This window comes from Solwaraspora sp. WMMB335 (assembly GCF_049179075.1).
Taxonomy (GTDB): Bacteria; Actinomycetota; Actinomycetes; order Mycobacteriales; family Micromonosporaceae; genus Micromonospora_E.
This window is the reverse complement of sequence record NZ_JBMHMF010000001.1, coordinates 6,259,721-6,280,821: the sequence shown is the minus strand read 5'-3', so window position 1 is coordinate 6,280,821 and position 21,101 is coordinate 6,259,721. Positions and strand designations below refer to the sequence as shown.

Below are 21,101 nucleotides of genomic sequence, written 5' to 3'. Positions count from 1 at the left end.
ACCGTGGGCTGCGGATGACACGTACTGGGGGTCACATGGCTGACGACGACCGGGCTGGCGACGCCGCGCTCGCGCAGGCGCTACGGGCGGCGCGGGCCCACGCCGACGCGGCCAGCCAGGTCGCCCGCTTCCTGAACCGGATGGGCGCGGTGCCGGACGCGGCCGGCATCACCGAACTGGCCAGCCTGCTCGCCCGCGAGGAGTTGACCCGGGACGACCGGGCGTCGGCGCTGCGCGCCGCCGGGCTGGGCGTGCCGAGCCTCGACCCGGAAGCGGCGTGACCGACACCCGGCCGGTGGCGGTTTCGTCATGATTGCCCGCTTGCGCCCGACACCCGAGGTCGTTGGCGTTCTACCTGGTGATCAGCGACGGTATGCGGCACGCGGTGATCGACGTCGATGACCTGTGCCTCGCGCTGCTTGTCGTCGATGCGGTATCGGACACGGTACTCACCGCGCCTCGCACGCCAGAGACCTTCGAGCGGTGCGTGCAGTTGGGCAGCGCCGGCCGGAAGGCCGTGATTCAAGGCGCGTCTCGCGCCGGGCGCCAGGATCACGGTGTACGGTTCGGGTCCGTCGGCTTCGCCGTCGGGGTCTGTCTCCTCACCCGGCCTGTTCACGAGCCCGCCGTTGCGCCATGAGGAATGCCATGTCCACTGCGCTGGTGCTCTCGCCCCTGACCCTCTGCATACATATTTATATGATCGAGTCCAGACGAGGACGCGTTCAGTACTGGCGCCGGACGGGGTGCACCCGTTGCTCGACGCGGTCGGGCGCGCGGTCGCCGACCACCGCCCGCTGATGTTGTCCCCGACGCGGTGTGGTTGACCATCGCGCCGGGGCTTCTACGTCAACGACTGGACCGCGAACGGCCGAGTGGCGGTGCTAGGTGGCGGCGGTGAGTTGACGGTGCACCTCGGCGCTGTCCCAGTAGTCGACCCGGTGGGCGACCAGCCCCTGCGCGTCGACCCGGAACCGGAACATCCCCCGCAGCCGCACCACGACCCGGCCGGCGGAGACCGACCGGAACGACATCCGGTACGCCACCGCCGCCCGGTCACCGTCGATCAGCAACTCCTCGACCTCGTAGTGCAGGTCGGCGAACTCGGCCAGAAAGCCGTCGAGCCGCCGTCGGTACGCGGACCGGCCGGTCACCGTACGGCCGAGTGCGCTGGTGTGTTCGTTGACGAAGCCGGCGCTGACGCTGGCCGCGACGGCATCCGCGTCGTGAGCGTTGAGGGCGGCCAGATAGCGCAGCACCGCGTCATGGGTGCGCTGGTTGGTCCGCCCGGACGGCTCGGCGCCGGACGGGCTCAGCTCGCCCACAGCCGCCGTACGGTGTCGAAGACCTGCTGATCGTGGGAGATCTCGATGACATTGCCGTCCGGGTCCTTCACCGCGCAGATGTAGCCGACCGGCCGGGGCATCTGCCGGGGCTCCCAGTGCAGGCAGCCCAGCTCGCGTGCCCGCTCGGCGATGTCGTCCACGTCCGACCGGTCAGGTACCTCGATGCCGATGTGTGCGAACGGGTGCAGCAGGCCGAGCTGTCCGCCCTTGTCCTTGTCGAAGGAGACCAGCACCAGCGAAGCGCTCGACCACGACCAGCGGCGTCAGCGAGGTGTAGAACGCAATGGCTTTGTCGAGGTCACCGGTGGGCAGTGCCACGTGCGTCCATCGGGCTCGGGTCAGGCCGGTCGCCACAGGAACCTCCAGTTGCCGAGATGTTCACTACTGGCGCTGAAATGTCCACTACAAGCGCGCCTACCAGGCTATTCAGCCGGAGGCTGGCGCGTCCATGTGCCGGGGACACAAACCCCGCGCTGGACGCCGGGGGTCGCCTACGTCAGGTGGCTCTGATCAGCAGCAGGGCGACGGCGGCCAGGTAGATCAGCGGGATGGCGACGCCTTCGAAGCCGACCCCCCGCCGTTCCCGCAGGATCAGACCGGCGGCCAGGGTAGCGGTGAGCAGGGAGGTGGCGCCGGTCAGCACCAGGCCGGCGGAGGCTGCGTCGGAATAGACCGAACCCGGCCGGTACGTGGCGTCGGCCAGGAAGATCATCAGCGAGTCGAAGGCGTTGCCGCCGAGGACGTTGCCGATGCCGAGGGTCAACGCCCCGATGCGTACCGCCGCGATCAGGGTGACCAGTTCCGGCAGCGAGGTGATCGCGGTGGTGATGGTGAATCCGACGAAGCCGCTGGGCAGCCCGGTTGCCTCGATCACCCCGAGCCCGCCCTGTCCGATCAGGTAGCCGGTGCAACCGACCAGCACGGCGAGCCCGGCCAGTCGCAGCCACAGTCGAGACAGCCGCGGCGCGCCGGCACCGCTGTCGGGTTCGTCGGGTACGTCCTGGTGGGTGTCCGGGGTCTGCTCGGCCCGCCACATCGGGTTCTCCCGCAGCCGGCGCACCAGGTACAGCCCGTAGAGGTAGAAGACCGGGATGAGCAGGCTCCCCGGGTGCACCCAACCGAGGGTCAGCGTCGGGGTGGCGTACGCGACCACCGGCAGGCAGAGCAGCGCGACCAGCACCAGCGCCTGCATGATGTTCTCCAGTGACGCCGCCGCGTGCTCGATGTTCGACCGCCGGTAGAGCAGATCGGCGATGGCCAGCCAGACCGTCTGTACGGCGATCCCGCCGATCGGGTTGGCGATGGCGAACTCGGCGTTGCCCTCGACCGCACCGAGTACCGTCGTACCGATCCCAGGCAGCGAGGTGACCGCGCCGAGCAGCAGCGCACCGGCCACCGCCTCGCCCATGCCGGTCCGGTCGGCGAGGGTGTCGGCGGTGACGGCCAGCGCCTTGCCGGCGATGGCGATCACGACGAGCGCGACCGCGAGCGCGACGACACTCGGCAGCAGCGGCCAGACTGGCCCGTTGTCCATGCCCGGTACCGCTACCCATCCCGGCCGTCGGCGAACCACCGGGCAGGATCAGCCACCGGCGAAACCACCGGGCAGGATCAGCCACCGGCGAAGCCACCGGGCAGGATCAGCGCGGCGGTACTCAGATCGTGCCGCGTTGGAACGGTTGGGCCAGCGCTCTCGGCTCCCGGTGCGCCGTCGGGAATACCAGCATGGCCAGCAACGCCAGCAGGTACGGGGTAGCGATCAGCAATTGCGAGTTCAGCGTCACGCCGAGCGCCGGCAGGGCCAGCCGCATCGCGTCGGCGAGCCCGAAGACCGCACAGCCGATCGTGGTCCGGCCTAGCCGCTACGCCCCGAAGATCACGGCCGCGATCACCAGGTAGCCCCGGCCGGCCGTCATGTTCTGGTTGAACGAACCGACCTCGCCGACGGCGAGGTAGGCACGGCCGCGTCGGGCAGCGGGGTCGCGGTCGGCGTTTTGGCCGGTCAGGAGCCGAGCCGGTCGGTCAGGAGCCGAGCCGGTCGACCTCGGCCGCAGTGTCGATCTCGCCTGCGGCCACGTCCGCGATGAAGGTGTCCATCTGCCCGGTCAGCTCCGACGTCGGGTCGCAGAACTTGATCGCCGGGTACGGGTCGACGCCGATCTGCCACACCCTGGTGGTGCCCATCTCCAGCTCGCCGTCGGCGAACAGGGTGGGACGCTACCCCGCTTGATGACCTCCCAGCCCTGCTCGCCGGCGACGCTCCGCCTCGGCGACGAAGCTTTCGTCGTTGTCGGCGCAGCCGACCAGCGCGAGACCGATGACGCCGGCCAGCAGCGCCGCCGCACCCTGTGCGATCCGTATGATCACAGCAGTTCCTCTCACTTCTGGGCCGTCACGCCGACCGGGCCGGTCCGGCATGCGCGGTACTCGGTCGCCGGCACGACCGGCCAGCGAGGTGGACGGGATCCAGGGCAGTGTCCGGATGTCCGGCACGACCAGGTCTGCGGTGCCCGGTCCCGGTCCAGCCCGGCGAACAGATGGACGGCCCGCCACCCGTCCGGGGTGTCCCCGGCGTTGTGCGAGCCGCAGCCGGCCAGCGCGGTGACCGTCTCGGCCTGGCGGCGAGTGTCGACGGCGATCACGGTGCCGGACCGCTGCTCAGCTGCTGGTCGTCCCGATGCGGTTCCCGTGCGGGTCTGCGTCTCCTGCGCTCAGCGCTCGTCGCCCGCTGCCCGGGCGGGGTGAGTTGCCAGGACCGGGATCTCCAGGACGGTGGCTCGCCCGCCTTCCGCGTCGACCAGGTGGTCCTCGACGGCCGGTCCGGCAGTGGTGGTGAAGCCGCGCCGGGCCAGCCAGCCGAACAGCCACAGGCCGGCCGTCACCAGGCCGACCTGCGGCGGCACCACCGCCCGTACGACGGTGCGGGCCGGCAGGGTCAGCGACTCGCCACCCTGGCCGGCACCGCCGGCACCGCTGGCGACCCGGCCCGTGCGACCCACGTCGGGTCCGGTGACGGCCGCCGGGAAACCATGCTCGGGCCGGGCGGCCAGCCAGGTCAGCAGTGTCGACGGCGGCTCCGGGCAGATGGTGGCGAGGTCGCGTGGATGCGCGACGTGGTGATGGCGCACCCGCAGCCGCCGGGCGCCGACGGTCGCCGGTTCGGGCAGCATCGACACCGGCGATCGCCCCGGCAGCGTCGACGGAAGCGATTCGGCAAGATACGCCTCGGCGTACTCGGCCTGGGCGGCCAGGGCGGCGATCTGCCGACGCAGCACGGCGGCTGCGTCCCGAACCGCCTGGCGCACCTGCTCGTCCGGCGCGTCGATCAGTTCGGCGATCATCCGCAGCGACAACCCACGTCCGCGCAGACCACGGATGCGTTCCAGCCGGAGCAGTTCGGCCACCCCGTACCAGCGGTAGCCGGTCAGTGGATCCGCCGCCGCCGGTGGCAGCAGGCCGAGTTTGTCGTAGTGCCGCAGCGTGCGTTCGGTGACACCGACGATCCGCGCGAGTTCCCCGATGCGCCACACGTCTTGACCTCCTCCCCGGGTCAGAGTTCTAGCGTCGGCGCCATGACGTACTCCGACGTGGACGTGCCGAAGTCCGACAGGCGTCCGGCCGCCGGGCCGGCCGGTGTGCTGCTGCTCGTCTCGATGGTGTCAATGGTCACCGGTCCGGTGGTCGTGGTGCCATCGGGACTGACTCTGAACCCCGGCGGATCCGACGGCCGCTGCTGCAGCTTCCGGTGATGAGCTGGTACGTGGTGTTCGCCATCCGGCTCCTCGGGCCGCGCCGGAGCGGCCGATGGCGCTCGGCCCGGGGTCAGTGCCGGACGGCGGCGACCGCCTCGTCGTAGAGCATCTCCATGTCGAGCCGGCCGTCGCTGCTCACCCACGTCTCGCTGGCGACATCCAGGCAGGAGATCGCGGCGGCGATGATCGCGCCGGCCCGTAGCTCGACGAACGGGTCCGGCGAGGTGCCGGCCAGCCGGGCGGTCAGGCAGGGAACGAGCAGGTCGATCCACTGCTGGTTCTTTTCGACGTGCCGGGCGCGCAGCGCGGGTGACTGCTTGAGCAGCCGGCTGATCCGCAGGAACTCCTCCGACGAGTACGGCAGGGTGTCGATCAGCGCCTTCAACGATGCCCGGATCGCCGTCCAGGGATCCTCCTCGGCCGGCCGGGACTCCAGCGCGGCGCGCACGATCTCACCGCGTTCGGCGTGGTCGCCGAGGACGATGTCCTCCTTGCTGCCGAAGTAGTGGAACAGCGAGCGCCGCGAGATGCCGACCCGGCGGGCGATCTCGTCCATGGTGGTGGCCTCGTAGCCCCGATCCAGGAAGAGCCGCATCGCCGTGCCGGCGATCTCGGCGCGCACGGCGCGACGGGTCCGCTCCCGCAGACCTTCCTGTCGCGTCTCTCCCGCCGTCACACCGCACAGCGTACCTCTTCTGCACTATCGACACGACTTGCACTGAGTGCATATGACGGATAGAGTGCAGCGAGCCGTCGAAGGTGAAGAGGAGCCCGCGATGACGCCCGTCGACTACCGCGACCAGACCACCCTGATCACCGGCGCCAGTTCCGGCATCGGCGCCGAGTTCGCCCGCCGGCTCGCCGGCCGTGGCTCCCACCTGGTGCTCGTCGCACGGCGCGAGCAGCGGCTACGCCAACTTTCCGGCGAGTTGGCAGCCACCTACGGGGTACGGGTCACCCCGATCCCGCTCGACCTCAGCCAACCGGCGGCGGGTGAGCGCCTTGCCGACGAGGTGGCCAGCCGGGAGCTGACCGTCACCAGCCTGGTCAACAACGCCGCGTTCGGCACCTTCGGGCCGTTCCACCAGGAAGATCCAGGCCGGCTGCGGGACGAGATCGCGGTGGATGTCGCCGCCGTGGTGGACATCAGCCGCGCCTTCATCGACCGGCTACGCGCGGGCGGCACCGGCGTGCTGGTGAACGTGGCCAGCCTCGCCGGCTTCCAGCCCAGCCCCAACATGGCGGTGTACGCGGCGACGAAGGCGTTCGTCCTGCACTTCACCGAGGCCCTGTGGCACGAGAACCGCGGCACCGGACTGCGGGTGCTGGCGCTGTCCCCCGGCGCGACCGAGACCGAGTTCTTCGAGGTCCTCGGCACCCACGCGGCCGACGGCGGTATGCGGCGGCAAAGTGTCACCGCGGTGGTCACCACCGCGCTGCGTGCCCTCGACCGGCGCAACCCGCCGCCGAGCGTGGTGTCCGGGACGGTCAACCGGATCGCCGCCAACGGCCACCGGCTGCTCGGCCGCCGGCAGACCGTCAACCTGAGCGGCCGGATCACCCGGTACGAAGCCACCGCCGAGGCCGGTGGCGGCGGGCCGGACCGGGTCGCCGCCCGGGGCGGTCAGCTGCCGGCGTAGTGCCGGACCTCGCCGGCCACCACGGTGGCCAGCACCGTGCCGGCGAGCAGCGCGTCGGCGTCCGGGGTGAGCGGGTCGACGTCGAGCACCACCAGATCGGCTGGGGCACCGGCGCGTAGCAGGCCGCTCCCCCAGCCGGCCGCCGGGTTGCCCGCCACCCGCGCCGCCCCGCTGGTGAACAGCGCCAGCGCCTCGGCGGCGGTGATCGCCTGCTCGGGTCCGAGCGGCTCGGCCCGCCCCCGGATCCGCCGGGTCCGTGCCTGCCACATGCCGTGCAGCACCGACATCGGCGGTCCGGGTCCGTCCGATCCGCCGCCGACCGTCACTCCTGCGTCCAACCAGGACCGCAACGGATTCGCGGTCGCCGCGGTCGGCTCGCCGAGCCGCTCGATCAGGTTGGGCCCGAACGCCCACTGCAGCGCCGGGTGTGCCGACACCGGCACGCCGAGCCGGCGCGCGGCGGCCATCGCCGGCGCGCTCGGCCCCAGGTAGGCGTGGATCAGGTGAAAGCCCAGACCGGCTATCGGGGTGGCCGTCGCGACCTCGGCGAGCACCGTCAGGGTCAGGTCGATCGCGGCGTCGCCGACCGCGTGCACGCCGACCCCGCGCCCGGCCGCCGCAGCGGCCACGCAGTGCGCGCGCAGCGTCTGCGTCCGCAGACTCTGCTGGCCGTGATAGTCGCCGGTGCCGGGCCATGGTGCCGAACGCAGCGCGGTGCCGAGTGAACCGCCACCGTCGAGGAACAGCTTCGTCGGCCCGGCCCGCAACACCTCGGGCGCGATCCGATCGAAGTCAAGTTCATCGATGGTACGCCGTAGTGCGGCATCGTCGACGTCGTCGCTACCCAGCGGCATGGCGACGGTACGCAGGCGCAACGCGCCGCAACGCGCGGCGGCCGCGTACGCGACGAGTTCAGCGGCCGGCACGGCAGGGTCGACGGCGGTGGTGATCCCGTGGCCGAGCAGTCGCCTCTGCCCGGCGGCGATCCAGCCGACCCGCGCCGCCTCGTCGGGCGCCGGGATCACCGCCCGGACCAGGGCGACCGCCGGATGCTCGACGAGCAGTCCGGTCGGGGTGCCGTCGGCGTACCGCTCGATCCGCCCGCCTGGCGGATCCGGCGTGGCGGCGGTGATGCCGGCCAGCCGCAGCGCGGTCAGGTTGACGATCCCGTCGTGGCCCTTGCGGTCCAGCAGCACCGGCCGCCCCGGCGCCGCCGCTTCCAGCTCGGCCGCGTTCGGTAGCCGCCGTTCGGCCAGGTCGCCTGGGTCGAACCCGGCGTTGGCCTCGATCCACGGTCGGTCCGGGTGACGCTGGGCGTATCCGGCGATCCGGTCCTGCAGGTCGCGGATACCACCGGCGTCGTCCAACGCGACGCGGTCGGCGGCCCGACCGGCCCACATCAGGTGCACGTGGCTGTCGACGAATCCGGGCAGCACGACCGCGCCCGGCGGGGCGAGTTCCGGCGTACCGGTGGGAAGCAGACGGCGCAGGTCACGCACGTCGCCGACGGCGACGATCCGCCCGTCGCGGACCGCGACCGCGCCGACGCGCGGGCCGGTCGGGTCCAGGGTGTGCACGTCGCCGACGACGAGCAGGGTGCCGGTCACCGGCCGACCCGACCCAGTCGCAGGGCCTCGTCGACGGAGCGGGCGGCGCGGGCACCGGAATGTACGGCGTCGTGCAGCCGCCCCGGAGTGCGTGCGTCGCCACAGGCGAGCACCGGCCGCCCGGCGGCCGCCTCGGCTGCCGCGTCGACCAGGTCGGGGCGGGGTCGACGGCCGACCGCCGCGACGACCAGCGCGGCGGGCAGGTCCCAGCCGGGCACCTGTACCCGGCCGGGTCCGGTCACCTCGGCCCGGGTGCCGAGCAGCATCCGTACCCCGAGCGTGGTGAGCAGGTCGGTCCAGGTCGGCGGGTCGTCGGGGGGCTCGGCGTCGAGCACCCGGTCGGTGTCGCCGATCAGGGTCACCCCCGCCCCACGACGGGCCAGTGCGGCAGCGGTGGTGGTGCCGGTGCGCCCGGCACCGATCACCACCACCGGCCCGTCCGGGGGCACCGGAACCGCGCCACGTAGGACGTCGAGGGCGGGCACCGCGCCGGGCAGCGGGTGTGCCCGGCCACCCGTGGCGACCACCAGCCCGGCCCAGTCACCGGCCAGCTCGTCGGAGCCGCACGGCGTGTCGACGACCTCGACGCCGCTGCCGGCGAGCCGGGCGGTGAGCCAGCGCAGGTACGGCGCGAAGCTGTCGTGCACCCCGCTGTCCACCGCGTCCCGCAGCCCGCCGCCGAGGCGGCCTGCGGTGTGGACGCGCACCCGGTGTCCGAGCCGGGTCAGCCGGTGTGCGGCTTCCAGCCCGGCCGGCCCGGCTGCGGCGACCAGCACCGGAGCTTTCCGATTGAACACAGAGGATTCTGCTCGGGACGGGTGGCTCAGCGACGGGTTGACCGTACAGCTGACCGGGCGTCCGATCAGCGCGCCACGGGCGTGGCAGCCGTCGTTACCACGTACGCAGGGCCGGATCTGCTCACCGCGCCCGGCCAGTGCCTTGCCGGCCCAGTCGGGATCGGCGAGAAACGCCCGGCCCAGGGCGACCAGGTCGGCGCTGTCGTCGCGCAGCAGTGTCGCCGCCTGGACCGGTTCGGTGATCCCGCCGCAGGCGATCACGGTTATCCCTTGGCCGGTCGCCCGCAGCTGGTGGGCGGAGCGCCAGGCGTCGCCGGGAGCCACCGCGGCCGGCGGCACCTGCCGGACCCGCGTCTCGTGGTTGCCCGACGACACGTGCACCGCGTCGACCTGCCCGGTGGCGGCCAGCGCCCGGACCAGGTCGGCGGTCTCGGCGAGGTCCTGGCCGCCGGGCTCGTGGTCGCGGTCGGACAGCCGTACGGTCAGCGCCACCGCGGCCGGCAGCCCGGCCCGGCAGCGGGCGACCACCTCCAGCAGCAGTCGGCGACGCCGGAGCGGGTCACCGCCGTAGTCGTCGTCACGCCGGTTGGTCTGCGCGGAGAGGAACCCGGCGAGCAGGTAGCCGTTGGCGGCCTGGATCTCCAGCACGGCGAACCCGGCCGCGGCGGCCCGACCGGCGGCCGCACCGAAGCCGGCGACCACCTCGGCGATCTCGTCGACGGTGATCGCCCGGGGCCGCAGGCCGAGCCGGCGTTCGACGGCGGGCCAGGGCACCGCCGACGCGGCGAGCGACTCACCGGGCAGCGTGCGTTGCCGCCCGGCGTGGGCGATCTGCAGCCCGGGTACGCCACCGCCGGCGCGGATCCGCCCGGCGACGGCAGCCAAGCCGGCGGCGTGGTCGTCGCTGGCGATGCTGAGATGGCCGGGGAAACCGGGCGCGGTCCGGTCGTCGATCGCGGTGAACTCCACGATGGTCAGTGCGGCACCTCGGCCGACCCGCGCGTAGTGGTCGAGGTGCCATTGCGTGACGTGCCCGGCGGCCTCGGCCGCGCCGGTCGAGGTCGGGGCCTTGACGATGCGCGAGCGCAGCGTGACCGGCCCGAGCCGGTACGGCTGGGCGAGCAGTGCGGCGGCCTCGGCCTGGTCCATCATGGTCCACCTAGGATCGTCGCGGCGCCGTCGGCGCGGGGGTCGCTGGCAGCGTCGAGCCCGTCCGGGGTGAGCCGGGCGACCTGCACGTGACCGGCATCGTCGTGCCGCTGCGACAGCTGCACGACCTGCAGGTCGAGGTCTGCCGCGGCGACCCGCAGCGTCGCCGCGTCCGGGGTGTCCGGTTCGAGCATCAGCGTCGGCCGGTCCTGGCCGATGTCCCGGGCGCCGATCACCCACCGGGACCGGGCCAGCACGGCGTCCGGCTCGGTGCCGACGAGGGCGTCGCGGGCCAACTGGGCCAGGATCCACGGCTGGGCCCGCCCACCCTGACAGCCGAGCGCGACCACCCGGTCGGGCGCGGTGGCGATGGCCGGGCACAGGGTGTGCGGTGGACGGGCACCGGGACACAGTCGGCCCGGATGCGTCGGATCGAGGCTGAACACCGATCCCCTGTTGTGCAGCACGATGCCGGTGCCCGGCTCGCACAGGCCGGCGCCGAAGCTCTGGAACACGCTCTGGATCAGCGTTATCGCGGTGCCGTCGGTGCCGACGGCGGTGACCGCCACGGTGTCGCCGGCCGGCTTCGCAGCGGTCGAGCTGGCCACGCCGGGCGGTACGGCTGGCGTGCCGGCCGGACCGTCGCCGCGCAGCAGCAGACCGTCGAGGTCGACCGGGCCGACGCGAGGGTCGCCGAGCAGGGTGTCGCGGCGGAGTTCGGCCCGGCGGGCGGTGGTCAGCATGCCCGCGGATGTGCCGTCGCCGGCGCCGAGCATCGCCAACAGGGTGGCACCCTGGCTGGGTGGTGGCGCGACCGACCAGGTGGCCGGCCCGGCAGCGTCCCGCATCGGGTCGACGTACTGCAGCGGGTCGGCTGCCTCGGCGGTGTGCGCGGCCAGGTCGGCGACGGTCAGCGGGCTGCCGAGCACGGCCAACCCGGCGGCCAGCCGCCCGGCGAGCTCCCCCTGGTAGTAGTCGCGCCAGTCGACGCCGATAGCGGCCAGGGTGCGGGCCAGAGCAGGCTGGCGCAGCACCGCGCCGGCCGGCAGCGAATCGCCGTCGCCGTCGAGCAGCAGAGCGGCCAGGCCGGGATCGGCCCGGATCACGTCGGCACGCCGGCGGGCGGCGGCGGCCAGCCCGGCGCTGACCGCAACCCCGCCGGCGGCCAGGTCGACCGCGGGCGCGACGATCCGGGCCAGCGGCAGGCGGGCACCGAGGTCGACCAGTGCCGCCCAACCGGCGACGACACCGGGGACGGTGACGGTCAGCGGGCCACCGGACGGCATCCGGTCGCCGGCGGCACGCAGCGCGCCGACGTCGATACCGGCCGGTGCCGCGCCGAGCGACAGCACCGCGCGGACCTGTCCGTCGGGCGTGCGTACCAGTGCGGTCAGGTCACCGCCGGTGGAACACTGGTGCGGGTAGGCGACGGTGAGCGCGACCGCGGCGGCCAACGCGGCGTCGATCACGCCGCCACCAGCGGTGATGACGTCGCGGGCGGCGTGGAGGGCGGACGGGTGGGGTGCGGCGAGCGCGATCTCGGTCGACATGCGGTCAGTCTCGCCCGCTCAGTCACGCCGGATGAGGATGGTCCGGGCGAACGCGCCGTCCGCACCGACCAGTTTGGTCGGCAAACAGACCAGTTCGTACTCTCCCGGCGGCACCGCGTCCAGGTCGGCGTTCTCCAGGATGACCACCCCGGCGTTGAGCAGCACATGGTGGGCGTCCCAGGTGTCGGTGCGCTGATGGCTCTCGATGGTCAGGTAGTCGATGCCGATCAGCGCGACCCGCTGGTCGATCAGCCAGCGGGCGGCGTCCGGGGCCAGCCCGACCCACGACGGCGCACGCTCGGTCTCGCGCAGCGGGCCGGCCGAGTTGGCGGTCTTGAGCAGCACCCGCCGCACACCGGCGGCCCCGGCGGCGGCCAACTCGGCGACACCGGCGGCGACCAGGTCGGCTACCTCGATGTCGCCGGTCACGCCGGTCAGGTCGGCGACCACGGCCGGGCCGACCAGGGTGTCCAGGGCGATCTCGTCGATCGGGGTGGCGCCGTCGACGAAGTGGGCGGGGGCGTCGACGTGGGTGCCGGTGTGCGCGCCGAGCCGCCACCGGGTGACGTTGGACGCATCGCCGTTGGCCAGCGACTCGACGATCTCCACCTCGGGTTTGCGGCCCCAGTGCAGCATCTTCGGGTGGATCGGCAGGGTGATGTCGTAGATCTTCACGCGGGCTCTCCAGAGCAGCTGCGGGGTCAGGGCCGGTGGGTGGGGTCGGGCCAGGGTTCGCCGACGGCGGCGGCGACGGCCCGCGCGGTGGTCGCCACGCAGCGGTCGTACTCGGCACGGCCGTGCTCGGCGGTCGCCTTGGTGACGTCGCGGCCCCACACACCGGTATCGCTGACCTGGTCCATCCGGTAGTCCCAGAACGAGTCGACGTCGCGGTGCGAGGTAGCCCTGTCCATTCGGACCAGATCCGGATGCAGGTGCAGCAGGACCGAGGTCTCGAAGTAGTTGGCGTGCATCAGGCCACGCCCGTAGTAGACGTGCCCGTCGACCTCCGGCCCGGGATACATGGTCACGTACGCCAACGCCCGAACCCGCGAGTCGCGGTGGCGTACCCGCAGCTTCTCGGCCGACACGTCGAGCGATCCGCCGTTCCAGATGTGCCCGTTGAGCAGGATGAACTGACGCACGCCGCTAGCGTGCAACGAGTCGATGACGTCCTCGACGACGGCGATCAGGGTCTCCGGGCGCAGCGCGACGGTGCCGGCGAAGTCGCCGTGTGAGGCGGACACCCCGTAGCAGATGGGCGGCACGATCGGCACGCCGGTCAGCGCGGAGACGTCACGGGCCACGGCGTCGCAGATCAGCGTGTCCACGGCGAGCGGCAGGTGCGGGCCGTGCTGTTCGGTGGCGCCGACCGGGATGATCACCGAATCGAGCCGGGCGGCGGTCTGCCCGGCCTCCGGCCAGGTCAGGTCGGCCCAGGCGACCGGGGTACCGGGGCCACCGAGTTCGGCGGCGAGCGCCGCACGGTCAAGATCAGAAGCGGACGGTACGGACACGAGCTGGTCTCCTCACGGGTCGCCGCGCTGGACGGCTGGTGGTCACCGGACGGTGGTCACCAGGCCCGGCGGGTCTTCTCCGGCAGCAGGTCGATGGCTTCGGCGGCGGTGACGTCGCCCTCGACGGTGGTGATCCAGACCCGGGCCTGCGGGCTGTAGTCGCTGATCAGCTCGCGGCACACCCCGCACGGGGCGATGATCCGGAACCGGCCGGCGGGTTTGATCTGCACCGACACCACGCTGTCGACGGTGAGCGGGGCATCGGGCGCCAGTGCGGCGCGGGCGGTGCCGAGGGCGACCCCTTCGGCGCAGATCGAGCTGCGCCGGCAGGAGCCTTCCAGATGTACGCCGGTGTGGATGCCGCCGTCGGGGGTGCGCAGCGCGGTGGCCACCTCGTGCCGGCCGGCCACCCAGATCCGCAGCAGCAGCCGCTGCGCGACGTCGAGCAGTTCGACCTCGCCCGGGGTCATTGCGGCCGGTGCCGGCACCGGAGTGACGTCTTCAGTGATCATGGGGCGAGCCCGAGCAGCCTGGCCATGTTGCCGCCTTCGACGAGGGCCCGGTCGGCGTCGTCCGGGACGGCCTTGGCGATCTTCATCCGTTCCAGGTCGAAGTCGGAGCCGGGCCACTCGCTGCCGAGCAGGATCTGCGCCGGCCCGAGCCGGGCGTAGGCGCGTTTGACGTCGGAGATCAACGTCGCGGATGTCTCCAGGTAGATGTGCGGGTTACGCTCGGCGACGATGATCGCCTCGGGCACGTTCCACACCGCGCCCATGTGCGCGATGATGGTCGGCACGCCGGGGTGGCCCTTGGCGACCTCCTCGATGGCCAACGGCGCGCAGAACGCGTCGTCCAGGGCGTTGATCAGCACCATCAGCCCGTGCGCGGCGCAGGCTTCGAAGACCGGGTCGAGCAGCCCGTGGTCGGCCACGTGGTAGCCGTGCAGGCTGGGGTGCAGCTTGAGGCCCTTCAGGCCGGCGTCGGCGATCCGGGCGATCTCGTCGAGCGCGTCATCGTCGGCCGGGCGCACCTGGCCGAAGCCGAACAGCCGGTCCGGGTGGGCCTTGGCCAGCCCGATGATGAAGTCGTTCTCGATTCGCTGGGCCAGCGAGCAGACCATCGCCATGTCCACCCCGGCGGCGTCCATCCGGTCCAGGATGCGACGCGGGTCGAACGGGGTGTACGGCGGCGGCGCCTGGCCCGGTCGGGCACCGGTGAGGTAGTCCGAGCGACCCCGCACGTCCTGCGTGGTGTTGTACGCGTCGATGATCATCGTGGTGCGCCTCCGGTGGTGACGGTCGACGGTGCCGGCGGGTGCTCCGGCACCAGGGGGAAATGGCAGCGGACGCTGCGGTGCGGGTGCAGTTGCCGCAGTGCCGGGGGTTCGGTGCGGCAGCGGTCGACGGCGTACCGGCAGCGGGTGTGGAACAGACAGCCGGCCGGCGGGTGGGCGGGATCGGGCAGTTCGCCGGCGAGCACGATCCGCTCCCGGCCGGGCGTCCGTTCCAGGGTGGGTACGGCGGACAGCAGCGCCTCGCCGTACGGGTGGGCCGGTCCGGCGAAGAAGGTGTCCCGGTCGGCGATCTCGATGATCTGACCGAGGTACATCACCGCGATCCGGTCGGCGATGTGCCGCACCACGCCGAGGTCGTGCGAGATGAACAGCATGGTCAGGCCGCGTTCGCGGGTCAGGTCGGCGAGCAGGTTGACCACCTGGGCCTGAATCGACACGTCGAGGGCGGACACCGGCTCGTCGGCGACGATGAACCGGGGCGACGGGGCGAGCGCGCGGGCGATGCCGATACGCTGGCGCTGCCCGCCGGAGAACTCGTGCGGTCGGCGGCGGCCGACGTCGCGGCCGAGCCCGACGAGATCGAGCAGGTCGTCGACGGCCCGGGCGGCGGCGGCCCGGCTGGCACCCCGGCCCCGGCGCAACGGTTCGGCGATGATGTCGGCGATGCGCCGGCGCGGGTTGAGCGAGCTGAACGGGTCCTGGAAGACCATCTGCAGGTCGGCGCGGATCTGCCGGAACACGGTGCCGCGCAGTCCGGTGATCTCCCTGCCGAGCAGCCGGATACTGCCGGCGGTGGGTTCGGTGATCCGCAGGATCGCCCGGCCGAGGGTGGACTTGCCGCAGCCGGACTCGCCGACCAGGCCGAGGGTCTCGCCTTCGCGGATCTCCAGGTCGACGTCGCGTACCGCACGGACCGGGTCACCGCCCCGGCCGGGGTATTCGACCCGCAGGCCGGCGATCTGCAGCAACGGCACGCTGGTCACGGTCGGCCTCCCGCGGTGCGCGCAGGAGCGCGTGCGGCGGCGCGGGCCGGGGCGTCGAGCAGACAGGCGTCGTGCTGACCCGGGCCGCCGTGCCGGCGGGTCAGCGCCGGCGGTGCGGTGGCGCAGGCGTCGTGGGCGTAGCCGCAGCGCGGCGCGAAGCCGCAGCCGGACGGGCGGGCGACGCCGGTGAGCGGGCTGCCGGGGATGGCCGGCAGCCGGTCGGCGACCGGTCCGTCGACCCGGGGCACCGAGCCGAGCAGTCCCATCGTGTACGGATGCTGCGGGGCGTAGAGCACCTGCTCGCGGGTGCCCTGCTCGACGATGCGCCCGCCGTACATGACGGCGACCCGGTCGGCCACCTCGGCGACCACCCCGAGGTCGTGGGTGATCAGCACGATCGACGTGCCGTGTTCGGCCTGCAGCCGCTTGAGGGTGGCCAGCACCTGGGCCTGGATGGTCACGTCCAGCGCCGTGGTGGGCTCGTCGGCGATCAGTACGGTCGGGTCGTTGGCCAGCCCGATGGCGATCATGACCCGTTGCCGCATTCCGCCGGAGAGTTGGTGCGGGTAGGCGCGGGCATTGCGGGCCGGGTTGGCGATGCCGACGTCGGCGAGCAGGTCCTCCGCCCGCTGCCAGGCCCGCGCCCGGGGCACCTGCTGGTGGGTCCGGATCATCTCGGCGACCTGCGCGCCCGCGCGGTGCAGCGGGTTGAGCGCGGCGAGGGCGTCCTGGAACACCGCCGCGACGTGCCTGCCGCGCACCCGACGCAGCTGGGATTCGCTGGCGGTGACCAGATTCTGCCCGTTGAAGTCGACCTCGCCGCTGATGTGGGTACCCGGCCCCCGGTTGAGTCCGACCAGGCTCATGGCCAGGGCCGACTTGCCGGATCCGGATTCGCCGACCAACGCGAGGATCTCGCCGCGGTGCAGGTCGAGGTCGACGCCGGCGACGGCGGGCAGCCGCCCGGCCGGTACGTCGAACTCGACCCGCAGCCCTCGTACGGTGAGCACGGGCCGCTGCGGTGCGGTCGCGCCGGGCTGGCCGGGCACGGGCCGGCGCGGGCCGGTCACCGCCGTGCTCCGGTGAGGCTGGCGGCGGACCGCTCGACCAGGTCGGCGACCTGCCGGGGCCGGACCAGCGGGGTGAAGTGACTGCCGTCGACCTCGCTGGTGATGGCACCGGCCCGGGCGGCCATGTCCCGCTGGATCCGCGGACGCAGGGTCCTGTCCCCGGCCGCGACGAGGTACCAGGTCGGCTTCCCACGCCAGGCCGGTTCGCCGGTGGGTTGGTTGAAGATGGCGTCGGCGCTGGGCCGGGAACCGGCGTCGAAGACCGCCCGTTGGGCGTCGGTGAGGTCCCAACCGATCTCCGCCCAGTACTCGGGGGTGTGTTCGGAGGCCCATTCGCCGTTCGGGCCGCGCCGCATGTGCTTGCTGACCTCGGCCGGCGGATAGCGCTCGACGATCGCCTGCACCGATTCGCCGGCGGCGGGGGCGAAGGCGGCGACGTAGACCAGACCGGCGACCCGTTCGTCGCGCCCGACGTTGGTGATCACCGCGCCGCCGTACGAATGGCCGACCAGCAGCACCGGGCCGGCGCAGGCGTCGAGCGCGGCGGCCGTGTTGGCCACGTCCCCGGCCAGCGAGTGCATCGGATTGGTGACCAGGTGCACCTGGTGCCCGGCGGCGCGCAGCAGCGGCGCGACGCCGTCCCAGGTGGTCGGGGTGCCGCCGGCACCGTGCACCAGCACCACATCCATGATGGGCTCATCCCTTCCTCAGACGCGGGTCCAGCACCAGGTAGAACAGGTCGACAGCGGCGTTGACCAGAACGAACAGCAGTGCGATGGCCAGCGCGGCGCCCTGCACCACCGGGTAGTCGCGCTGCAGCACCGAGCTGACCAGCAGGTTGCCGACGCCGGGATAGGAGAAGACCGTCTCGGTGATCACCGACCCACCGAGCAGCGAGCCGAACTGCAGGCCGAGCACGGTGACGATGGGCAGCCCGGCGTTGCGCAGCACGTGCCGGCGCAGGATGGCGCCTTCGCGCAGGCCTTTCATCCGGGCGGTACGCACGAAGTCGTCGCCGAGTACCTCCAGCACCGACGCCCGCACTATCCGGGTGATGAACCCGGCCATGGCCAGCGCCAGGGTGGTGGCCGGCAGGATCAGGTACTGCAGCCAGGGCCAGACCAGCTCGGGCCGGTCCTGCAGGATCGCGTCGAGCAGGACGACGTTGGTGGTGGGCTGGTAGTCCAGCCGGCTGGGCAGCCGGCCCAGCACCGGCAGCCACTGCAGCCAGACCCCGAAGATCACGATGCCGAGCACGCCGAGGGCGAACCAGGGCAACGAGAAACTGATCGTTGCCACCGACCGGGTCGCGGTGTCCACCCAGGTGTCCTTGCGCAGCGCGGCGACCACCCCGGTGGCCACCCCGATCAGTACGGCGATCAGCATCGCCGCGACGGTCAGCTCGATGGTGGCCGGCAGCGCCCCGCCGAGCAGGGTCAGCACGCTGTTGCCGCCGTAGAACGACGAGCCGAGATCGAGCCGGGACAGGTCGCCGAGGTAGACCAGGTACTGCTCCCACACCGGGCGGTCCAGGCCTAGCGCGGCGTTGATCCGGGCCTCGTTGGCGGAGATCTGTTCGGCGCTCAGGCCCTGGGTACCGCCGGCCGCCAGGGTCGACGACGGCGACCCCGGCAGCCGGCGGATGGCCAGGAAGACCAGCGACGCCAGGACGAGCAGCACCACCGGTACGCTGACCAGCCGGCGCAGCGTCAGCATCGGCAGCGACCGGGAGCGCAGCAGGCGCATCATCGGCGGCTCCTCGGGTCCAGCGCGTCGCGCAGGTCGTCGCCGGCGAAGTTGCCGGCGACCACGAAGACCAGGGTCAGCGCGGCGGGCAGCACCACCAGGCGCGGCGCGGTGTAGATGAACTCCTGCCCGGCCTGCACCATGTAGCCCCAGTCAGGGGTGGGCGGCTGGATGCCGAGCCCCAGGTAGGACAGACCGGCGGCGAACCCCGCCGCGATCGACAGGGTCATCACCACCTGGGCGAGCATCGGCCCGGCGATGTTCGGCAGGATCTCCTGGACCATGATCCGGGGCGAGCGGGTGCCGCCGAGCCGGGCGGCGAGCACGTAGTCGCGGGAGGCTTCCCGGGCGGCCAGCGCCCGGGCCAGCCGGGCCAGGCCGGGAGAGAGCGCGACGCCGATGCCGACGACCAGGCTGCGTACGCCGGGGCCGCTGCCGGCCACCACCAGGATGATCAGGAGCATGGACGGGAAGGCCAGGCCGACGTCGACCACCCGCATCAGCAACTGCTCCCACCGCCCGCCCAGGTAGCCGGCGAGCAGCCCGACGGCGGTGCCGAGCAGCGCCGCGACCGCAGTGGCCAGGAAGGCGACCAGCAGCAGCGGCCGGGCGCCGTACACCAGCCGGGCGAGCATGTCGCGGCCCAGATCGTCGGTGCCGAGCAGGTGTCCGGGGGTACCGAAACCGGCCAGGGTGGCGTTGGTCTGCCGCTGTGGATCGGCCCCGACCAGCACCGGGCCGGCGGCGGCGAGCAGCACGAAGGCGGCCAGCACCAGCCACGAGCCGGCGGCCAGCCAGGACCGGGCGATGGAGCGCCGTGCGTAGGCGGCTCTCCATCGCCCGAGCGGTCGCGCCCCGGCCAGCGTCACCGGTCCGCCGGACCGGTCGCCACCGGCGGGTCGCCGCCCGACGCGGGACCGCCTGCCGGTGCCTGCCCTGGTGCCGGGTCAGACACTGGCGTTCTCCATGAAACAGCGGTGGCTGCCGAGAGCGGCCACGTTCATGCCCTCGACGTTGGCGCCGCTGACCACCTGGTTGGCGGAGTAGGCCAGCATGGACAGGACCATGTACTGCTCGGCGAAGCGGCGCTGGATGTCGCTGTACGCGGCGGTGCGCTCGTCGCCGTCGGGCAGGTTCTTCGCCTCGTACAGGTCGTCGGCGAACGCCTCCGAGCCGGGCAGGGTGTTGAATCCGGAGGTGAAGTCACCGTAGACACCCGACGGCAGGCCCATCGCGCCGATCATGTTGTCCGGGTCCGGGATGTAGGAGTTGCGCTCCCAGATCATCAGCTCGTGGAACGGGTCCTCGGGGTCGAGCAGCCGGCTGAAGTAGGTGGCCGGGTCGACCGAGTCGGTGACCACGCTCAGACCGACGTCGGTGAGGTTCTGCGCGACGATCTGCGCGGCCCGGGGGTGCCACGAGTCGCTGGCGGCCATCAACGCGACCTCCCGCCCGGTGGCACCGGCGGCTTCGATCAGCTGCCGGGCCTCGTCCGGGTCGTAGCGGCTGAGGTCGGCCAGGCTCGGGTCGTGGCCGTTCTGCGACGGCGGGATGGTGTAGCCCTCGGGCAGCGCGCCGACACCGGAGAACGCCTGGGCGATGATCGCGTCCCGGTCGATGGCCAGGTTGATCGCCTGACGGACCGCCAGCTCCGGAATGCGCCGGGCGTCGATCACCATCATCGCGTCGAAGCTGTACGGCGTGTCGTGGAAGGTCACCCGGTCGTCGGACTTGAGCTGGTCGACCGCCGAGTACGGGGTGAACTGGGTCGCTGAGAGGTCACCGCTGAGCAGCGAGCTGACGATGGTCGACGGGTCCTGCACCTGCTGCAGCACCAGTCGGTCGATGTCCGGCCGGCCGCCCCGGTAGTCCTCGAACGCGGTGAGTACCACCTGCTGACCGGCGGTGGCCGAGGAGAAGACGAACGGGCCGGTGCCGACCAGGTTCTTGCCGATGTCGGCGCCGTACTCGTCGAGGGCGGCGCTGGAGATGATCCGCCCGCCGATGTCGGACAGCCGGTTGAGCACGGTGGCGTCGGGCGCGCTGAGCACCATCTCCACGGTGTGGTCGTCGACCGCGGTCAGCGAGGCGACGTTGGCGCCCAGGCTGCGCAGCGGCCGGGACGACCCCTCGGGCAGGGTCGGGTCGTCCTCGTTGAACTGCCGGTTGAGGCTGGCCAGCACGTCGGCCGAGGTGAACGTGGTGCCGTCGTGGAAGGTGACGCCGTCGCGCAGCGTGAACGTGTAGGTCAGCCCGTCGTCGGAGATCTCCCAGCTCTCGGCGAGGTCGGCCTGGGGCTCGTTGGTCTCGAAGGAGATGAAGGTCAGGCCGCGGCAGATGCAGTCGACCGCCATCCAGTCGCCGAGCGAGGTGTAGAACGCGGGGTCGTTGACCGCGCTGGTGGCGTCGATGCCGAGGGTGAGGGTGCCGCCGCTGTTACCGCCGCTGTCGCCGTCGTCGTTGCCGTCGGAGGCGACGCCGCAGGCGGCCAGCAGGCTGCTGGCCCCGAAACCGAGACCGAGTAGACCGGCACCGCGCAGCATCGCGCGGCGGGACATCAGGTGGTGCGGTGGGGTACGGGAATCGTCCGACATAGTGCGCTCCTCGGCAGGGTATGGGACGAAGATGGATTTAATTTATCTAAGATTGGATC

General features: G+C 72.5%; 26 protein-coding genes. 3 read left to right on the top strand and 23 right to left on the bottom strand.

What is annotated here, in order from left to right; genetic code table 11:
* Positions 1-35 precede the first annotated feature (35 nt).
* Complete coding sequence (locus tag ACN27F_RS27055) at positions 36-281, top strand: hypothetical protein (protein WP_421438133.1); 246 nt, start codon at positions 36-38, stop codon at positions 279-281.
* 26 nt (positions 282-307) lie between these two features.
* Here ACN27F_RS27055 and ACN27F_RS27050 read toward each other — a convergent pair whose 3' ends face one another.
* From ACN27F_RS27050 to ACN27F_RS27010, 9 genes are all read right to left on the bottom strand, one after another.
* Complete coding sequence (locus ACN27F_RS27050; protein WP_421440473.1) at positions 308-556, bottom strand: type II toxin-antitoxin system RelE family toxin; 249 nt, start codon at positions 554-556, stop codon at positions 308-310.
* A 328-nt stretch (positions 557-884) separates the two neighbouring features.
* Positions 885-1,325 (bottom strand): nuclear transport factor 2 family protein, encoded by a 441-nt coding sequence (locus tag ACN27F_RS27045; RefSeq protein WP_421438131.1) that lies wholly within the window; start codon positions 1,323-1,325, stop codon positions 885-887.
* Positions 1,313-1,579: a VOC family protein gene (locus ACN27F_RS27040; protein WP_421438130.1), complete on the bottom strand. Its 267-nt coding sequence runs from the start codon at positions 1,577-1,579 to the stop codon at positions 1,313-1,315. The genes ACN27F_RS27045 and ACN27F_RS27040 overlap by 13 nt, the downstream gene beginning before the upstream one ends.
* A 263-nt stretch (positions 1,580-1,842) precedes the next feature.
* Positions 1,843-2,880, bottom strand: coding sequence for a sodium:calcium antiporter (locus ACN27F_RS27035; RefSeq protein ID WP_421438128.1), 1,038 nt, complete (start codon positions 2,878-2,880; stop codon positions 1,843-1,845).
* Between the two features lie 121 nt (positions 2,881-3,001).
* Entirely contained in the window at positions 3,002-3,157 is a 156-nt protein-coding gene (locus tag ACN27F_RS27030) for a hypothetical protein (RefSeq protein WP_421438126.1), read from the bottom strand.
* A gap of 211 nt (positions 3,158-3,368) precedes the next feature.
* Positions 3,369-3,530 carry a hypothetical protein gene (locus tag ACN27F_RS27025; protein ID WP_421438124.1) on the bottom strand — a complete coding sequence of 54 codons (162 nt, stop codon included), beginning with the start codon at positions 3,528-3,530 and terminating at the stop codon, positions 3,369-3,371.
* A 33-nt stretch (positions 3,531-3,563) separates the two neighbouring features.
* Entirely contained in the window at positions 3,564-3,713 is a 150-nt protein-coding gene (locus ACN27F_RS27020) for a hypothetical protein (protein ID WP_421438122.1), read from the bottom strand.
* 11 nt (positions 3,714-3,724) lie between these two features.
* Positions 3,725-3,988, bottom strand: coding sequence for a hypothetical protein (locus ACN27F_RS27015; protein WP_421438121.1), 264 nt, complete (start codon positions 3,986-3,988; stop codon positions 3,725-3,727).
* Between the two features lie 69 nt (positions 3,989-4,057).
* Positions 4,058-4,876: a MerR family transcriptional regulator gene (locus ACN27F_RS27010; protein WP_421438119.1), complete on the bottom strand. Its 819-nt coding sequence runs from the start codon at positions 4,874-4,876 to the stop codon at positions 4,058-4,060.
* Positions 4,877-4,918: 42 nt separating this feature from the next.
* Here ACN27F_RS27010 and ACN27F_RS27005 point away from each other — a divergent pair, with 42 nt between their 5' ends.
* The gene (locus ACN27F_RS27005) at positions 4,919-5,095 is read left to right on the top strand and encodes a hypothetical protein (RefSeq protein ID WP_421438117.1); all 177 of its coding nucleotides are present in this window, start codon (positions 4,919-4,921) and stop codon (positions 5,093-5,095) included.
* Positions 5,096-5,168: 73 nt separating this feature from the next.
* Here the strand turns inward: ACN27F_RS27005 and ACN27F_RS27000 are convergent, their stop codons facing one another.
* Positions 5,169-5,774, bottom strand: a complete 606-nt coding sequence (locus tag ACN27F_RS27000; protein WP_421438115.1) for a TetR/AcrR family transcriptional regulator — start codon at positions 5,772-5,774, stop codon at positions 5,169-5,171.
* A 100-nt stretch (positions 5,775-5,874) separates the two neighbouring features.
* Here ACN27F_RS27000 and ACN27F_RS26995 point away from each other — a divergent pair, with 100 nt between their 5' ends.
* A complete protein-coding gene (locus tag ACN27F_RS26995) occupies positions 5,875-6,738 on the top strand; it encodes an SDR family NAD(P)-dependent oxidoreductase (protein WP_421438114.1) in 864 nt (287 codons plus the stop codon).
* Here the strand turns inward: ACN27F_RS26995 and ACN27F_RS26990 are convergent.
* The 13 genes from ACN27F_RS26990 to ACN27F_RS26930 form a co-directional block, all read right to left on the bottom strand.
* Entirely contained in the window at positions 6,723-8,345 is a 1,623-nt protein-coding gene (locus ACN27F_RS26990; protein ID WP_421438112.1) for an amidohydrolase, read from the bottom strand. The two genes, ACN27F_RS26995 and ACN27F_RS26990, sit on opposite strands and share 16 nt — an antisense overlap.
* Positions 8,342-10,291, bottom strand: coding sequence for an FAD-dependent oxidoreductase (locus ACN27F_RS26985; RefSeq protein WP_421438110.1), 1,950 nt, complete (start codon positions 10,289-10,291; stop codon positions 8,342-8,344). Before ACN27F_RS26985 ends, ACN27F_RS26990 begins: the two co-directional genes overlap by 4 nt.
* Entirely contained in the window at positions 10,291-11,841 is a 1,551-nt protein-coding gene (locus ACN27F_RS26980) for a gamma-glutamyltransferase (RefSeq protein WP_421438108.1), read from the bottom strand. Before ACN27F_RS26980 ends, ACN27F_RS26985 begins: the two co-directional genes overlap by 1 nt.
* Before the next feature lie 18 nt (positions 11,842-11,859).
* Positions 11,860-12,516 carry a cyclase family protein gene (locus tag ACN27F_RS26975; protein ID WP_421438106.1) on the bottom strand — a complete coding sequence of 219 codons (657 nt, stop codon included), beginning with the start codon at positions 12,514-12,516 and terminating at the stop codon, positions 11,860-11,862.
* A gap of 26 nt (positions 12,517-12,542) precedes the next feature.
* On the bottom strand, positions 12,543-13,355 hold the full coding sequence (locus tag ACN27F_RS26970) for a creatininase family protein (RefSeq protein ID WP_421438104.1): 813 nt from the start codon (positions 13,353-13,355) through the stop codon (positions 12,543-12,545).
* A gap of 56 nt (positions 13,356-13,411) precedes the next feature.
* A complete protein-coding gene (locus ACN27F_RS26965; protein WP_421438102.1) occupies positions 13,412-13,867 on the bottom strand; it encodes a hypothetical protein in 456 nt (151 codons plus the stop codon).
* Complete coding sequence (locus ACN27F_RS26960) at positions 13,864-14,628, bottom strand: amidohydrolase family protein (RefSeq protein WP_421438100.1); 765 nt, start codon at positions 14,626-14,628, stop codon at positions 13,864-13,866. The genes ACN27F_RS26965 and ACN27F_RS26960 overlap by 4 nt, the downstream gene beginning before the upstream one ends.
* A complete protein-coding gene (locus ACN27F_RS26955; RefSeq protein WP_421438098.1) occupies positions 14,625-15,632 on the bottom strand; it encodes an ABC transporter ATP-binding protein in 1,008 nt (335 codons plus the stop codon). The genes ACN27F_RS26960 and ACN27F_RS26955 overlap by 4 nt, the downstream gene beginning before the upstream one ends.
* On the bottom strand, positions 15,629-16,702 hold the full coding sequence (locus ACN27F_RS26950) for an ABC transporter ATP-binding protein (protein ID WP_421438096.1): 1,074 nt from the start codon (positions 16,700-16,702) through the stop codon (positions 15,629-15,631). The genes ACN27F_RS26955 and ACN27F_RS26950 overlap by 4 nt, the downstream gene beginning before the upstream one ends.
* A complete protein-coding gene (locus tag ACN27F_RS26945; RefSeq protein ID WP_421438094.1) occupies positions 16,699-17,391 on the bottom strand; it encodes an alpha/beta fold hydrolase in 693 nt (230 codons plus the stop codon). The genes ACN27F_RS26950 and ACN27F_RS26945 overlap by 4 nt, the downstream gene beginning before the upstream one ends.
* Before the next feature lie 7 nt (positions 17,392-17,398).
* A complete protein-coding gene (locus ACN27F_RS26940) occupies positions 17,399-18,451 on the bottom strand; it encodes an ABC transporter permease (protein ID WP_421438092.1) in 1,053 nt (350 codons plus the stop codon).
* Positions 18,448-19,317 (bottom strand): ABC transporter permease, encoded by an 870-nt coding sequence (locus tag ACN27F_RS26935; RefSeq protein WP_421438090.1) that lies wholly within the window; start codon positions 19,315-19,317, stop codon positions 18,448-18,450. Before ACN27F_RS26935 ends, ACN27F_RS26940 begins: the two co-directional genes overlap by 4 nt.
* 78 nt (positions 19,318-19,395) lie before the next feature.
* On the bottom strand, positions 19,396-21,042 hold the full coding sequence (locus ACN27F_RS26930; RefSeq protein WP_421438089.1) for an ABC transporter substrate-binding protein: 1,647 nt from the start codon (positions 21,040-21,042) through the stop codon (positions 19,396-19,398).
* Positions 21,043-21,101 lie beyond the last annotated feature (59 nt).

Coding starts and splice junctions, on each gene's coding strand:
- ACN27F_RS27055 (WP_421438133.1), top strand. CDS start 36: ATGGCTGACGACGACCGGGCTGGCGACGCCGCGCTCGCGCAGGCGCTA.
- ACN27F_RS27035 (WP_421438128.1), bottom strand. CDS start 2,880: ATGGACAACGGGCCAGTCTGGCCGCTGCTGCCGAGTGTCGTCGCGCTC.
- ACN27F_RS27030 (WP_421438126.1), bottom strand. CDS start 3,157: ATGCGGCTGGCCCTGCCGGCGCTCGGCGTGACGCTGAACTCGCAATTG.
- ACN27F_RS27025 (WP_421438124.1), bottom strand. CDS start 3,530: ATGGGCACCACCAGGGTGTGGCAGATCGGCGTCGACCCGTACCCGGCG.
- ACN27F_RS27005 (WP_421438117.1), top strand. CDS start 4,919: ATGACGTACTCCGACGTGGACGTGCCGAAGTCCGACAGGCGTCCGGCC.
- ACN27F_RS26995 (WP_421438114.1), top strand. CDS start 5,875: ATGACGCCCGTCGACTACCGCGACCAGACCACCCTGATCACCGGCGCC.
- ACN27F_RS26985 (WP_421438110.1), bottom strand. CDS start 10,291: ATGGACCAGGCCGAGGCCGCCGCACTGCTCGCCCAGCCGTACCGGCTC.
- ACN27F_RS26980 (WP_421438108.1), bottom strand. CDS start 11,841: ATGTCGACCGAGATCGCGCTCGCCGCACCCCACCCGTCCGCCCTCCAC.
- ACN27F_RS26965 (WP_421438102.1), bottom strand. CDS start 13,867: ATGATCACTGAAGACGTCACTCCGGTGCCGGCACCGGCCGCAATGACC.
- ACN27F_RS26960 (WP_421438100.1), bottom strand. CDS start 14,628: ATGATCATCGACGCGTACAACACCACGCAGGACGTGCGGGGTCGCTCG.
- ACN27F_RS26945 (WP_421438094.1), bottom strand. CDS start 17,391: ATGGATGTGGTGCTGGTGCACGGTGCCGGCGGCACCCCGACCACCTGG.
- ACN27F_RS26940 (WP_421438092.1), bottom strand. CDS start 18,451: ATGATGCGCCTGCTGCGCTCCCGGTCGCTGCCGATGCTGACGCTGCGC.
- ACN27F_RS26930 (WP_421438089.1), bottom strand. CDS start 21,042: ATGTCGGACGATTCCCGTACCCCACCGCACCACCTGATGTCCCGCCGC.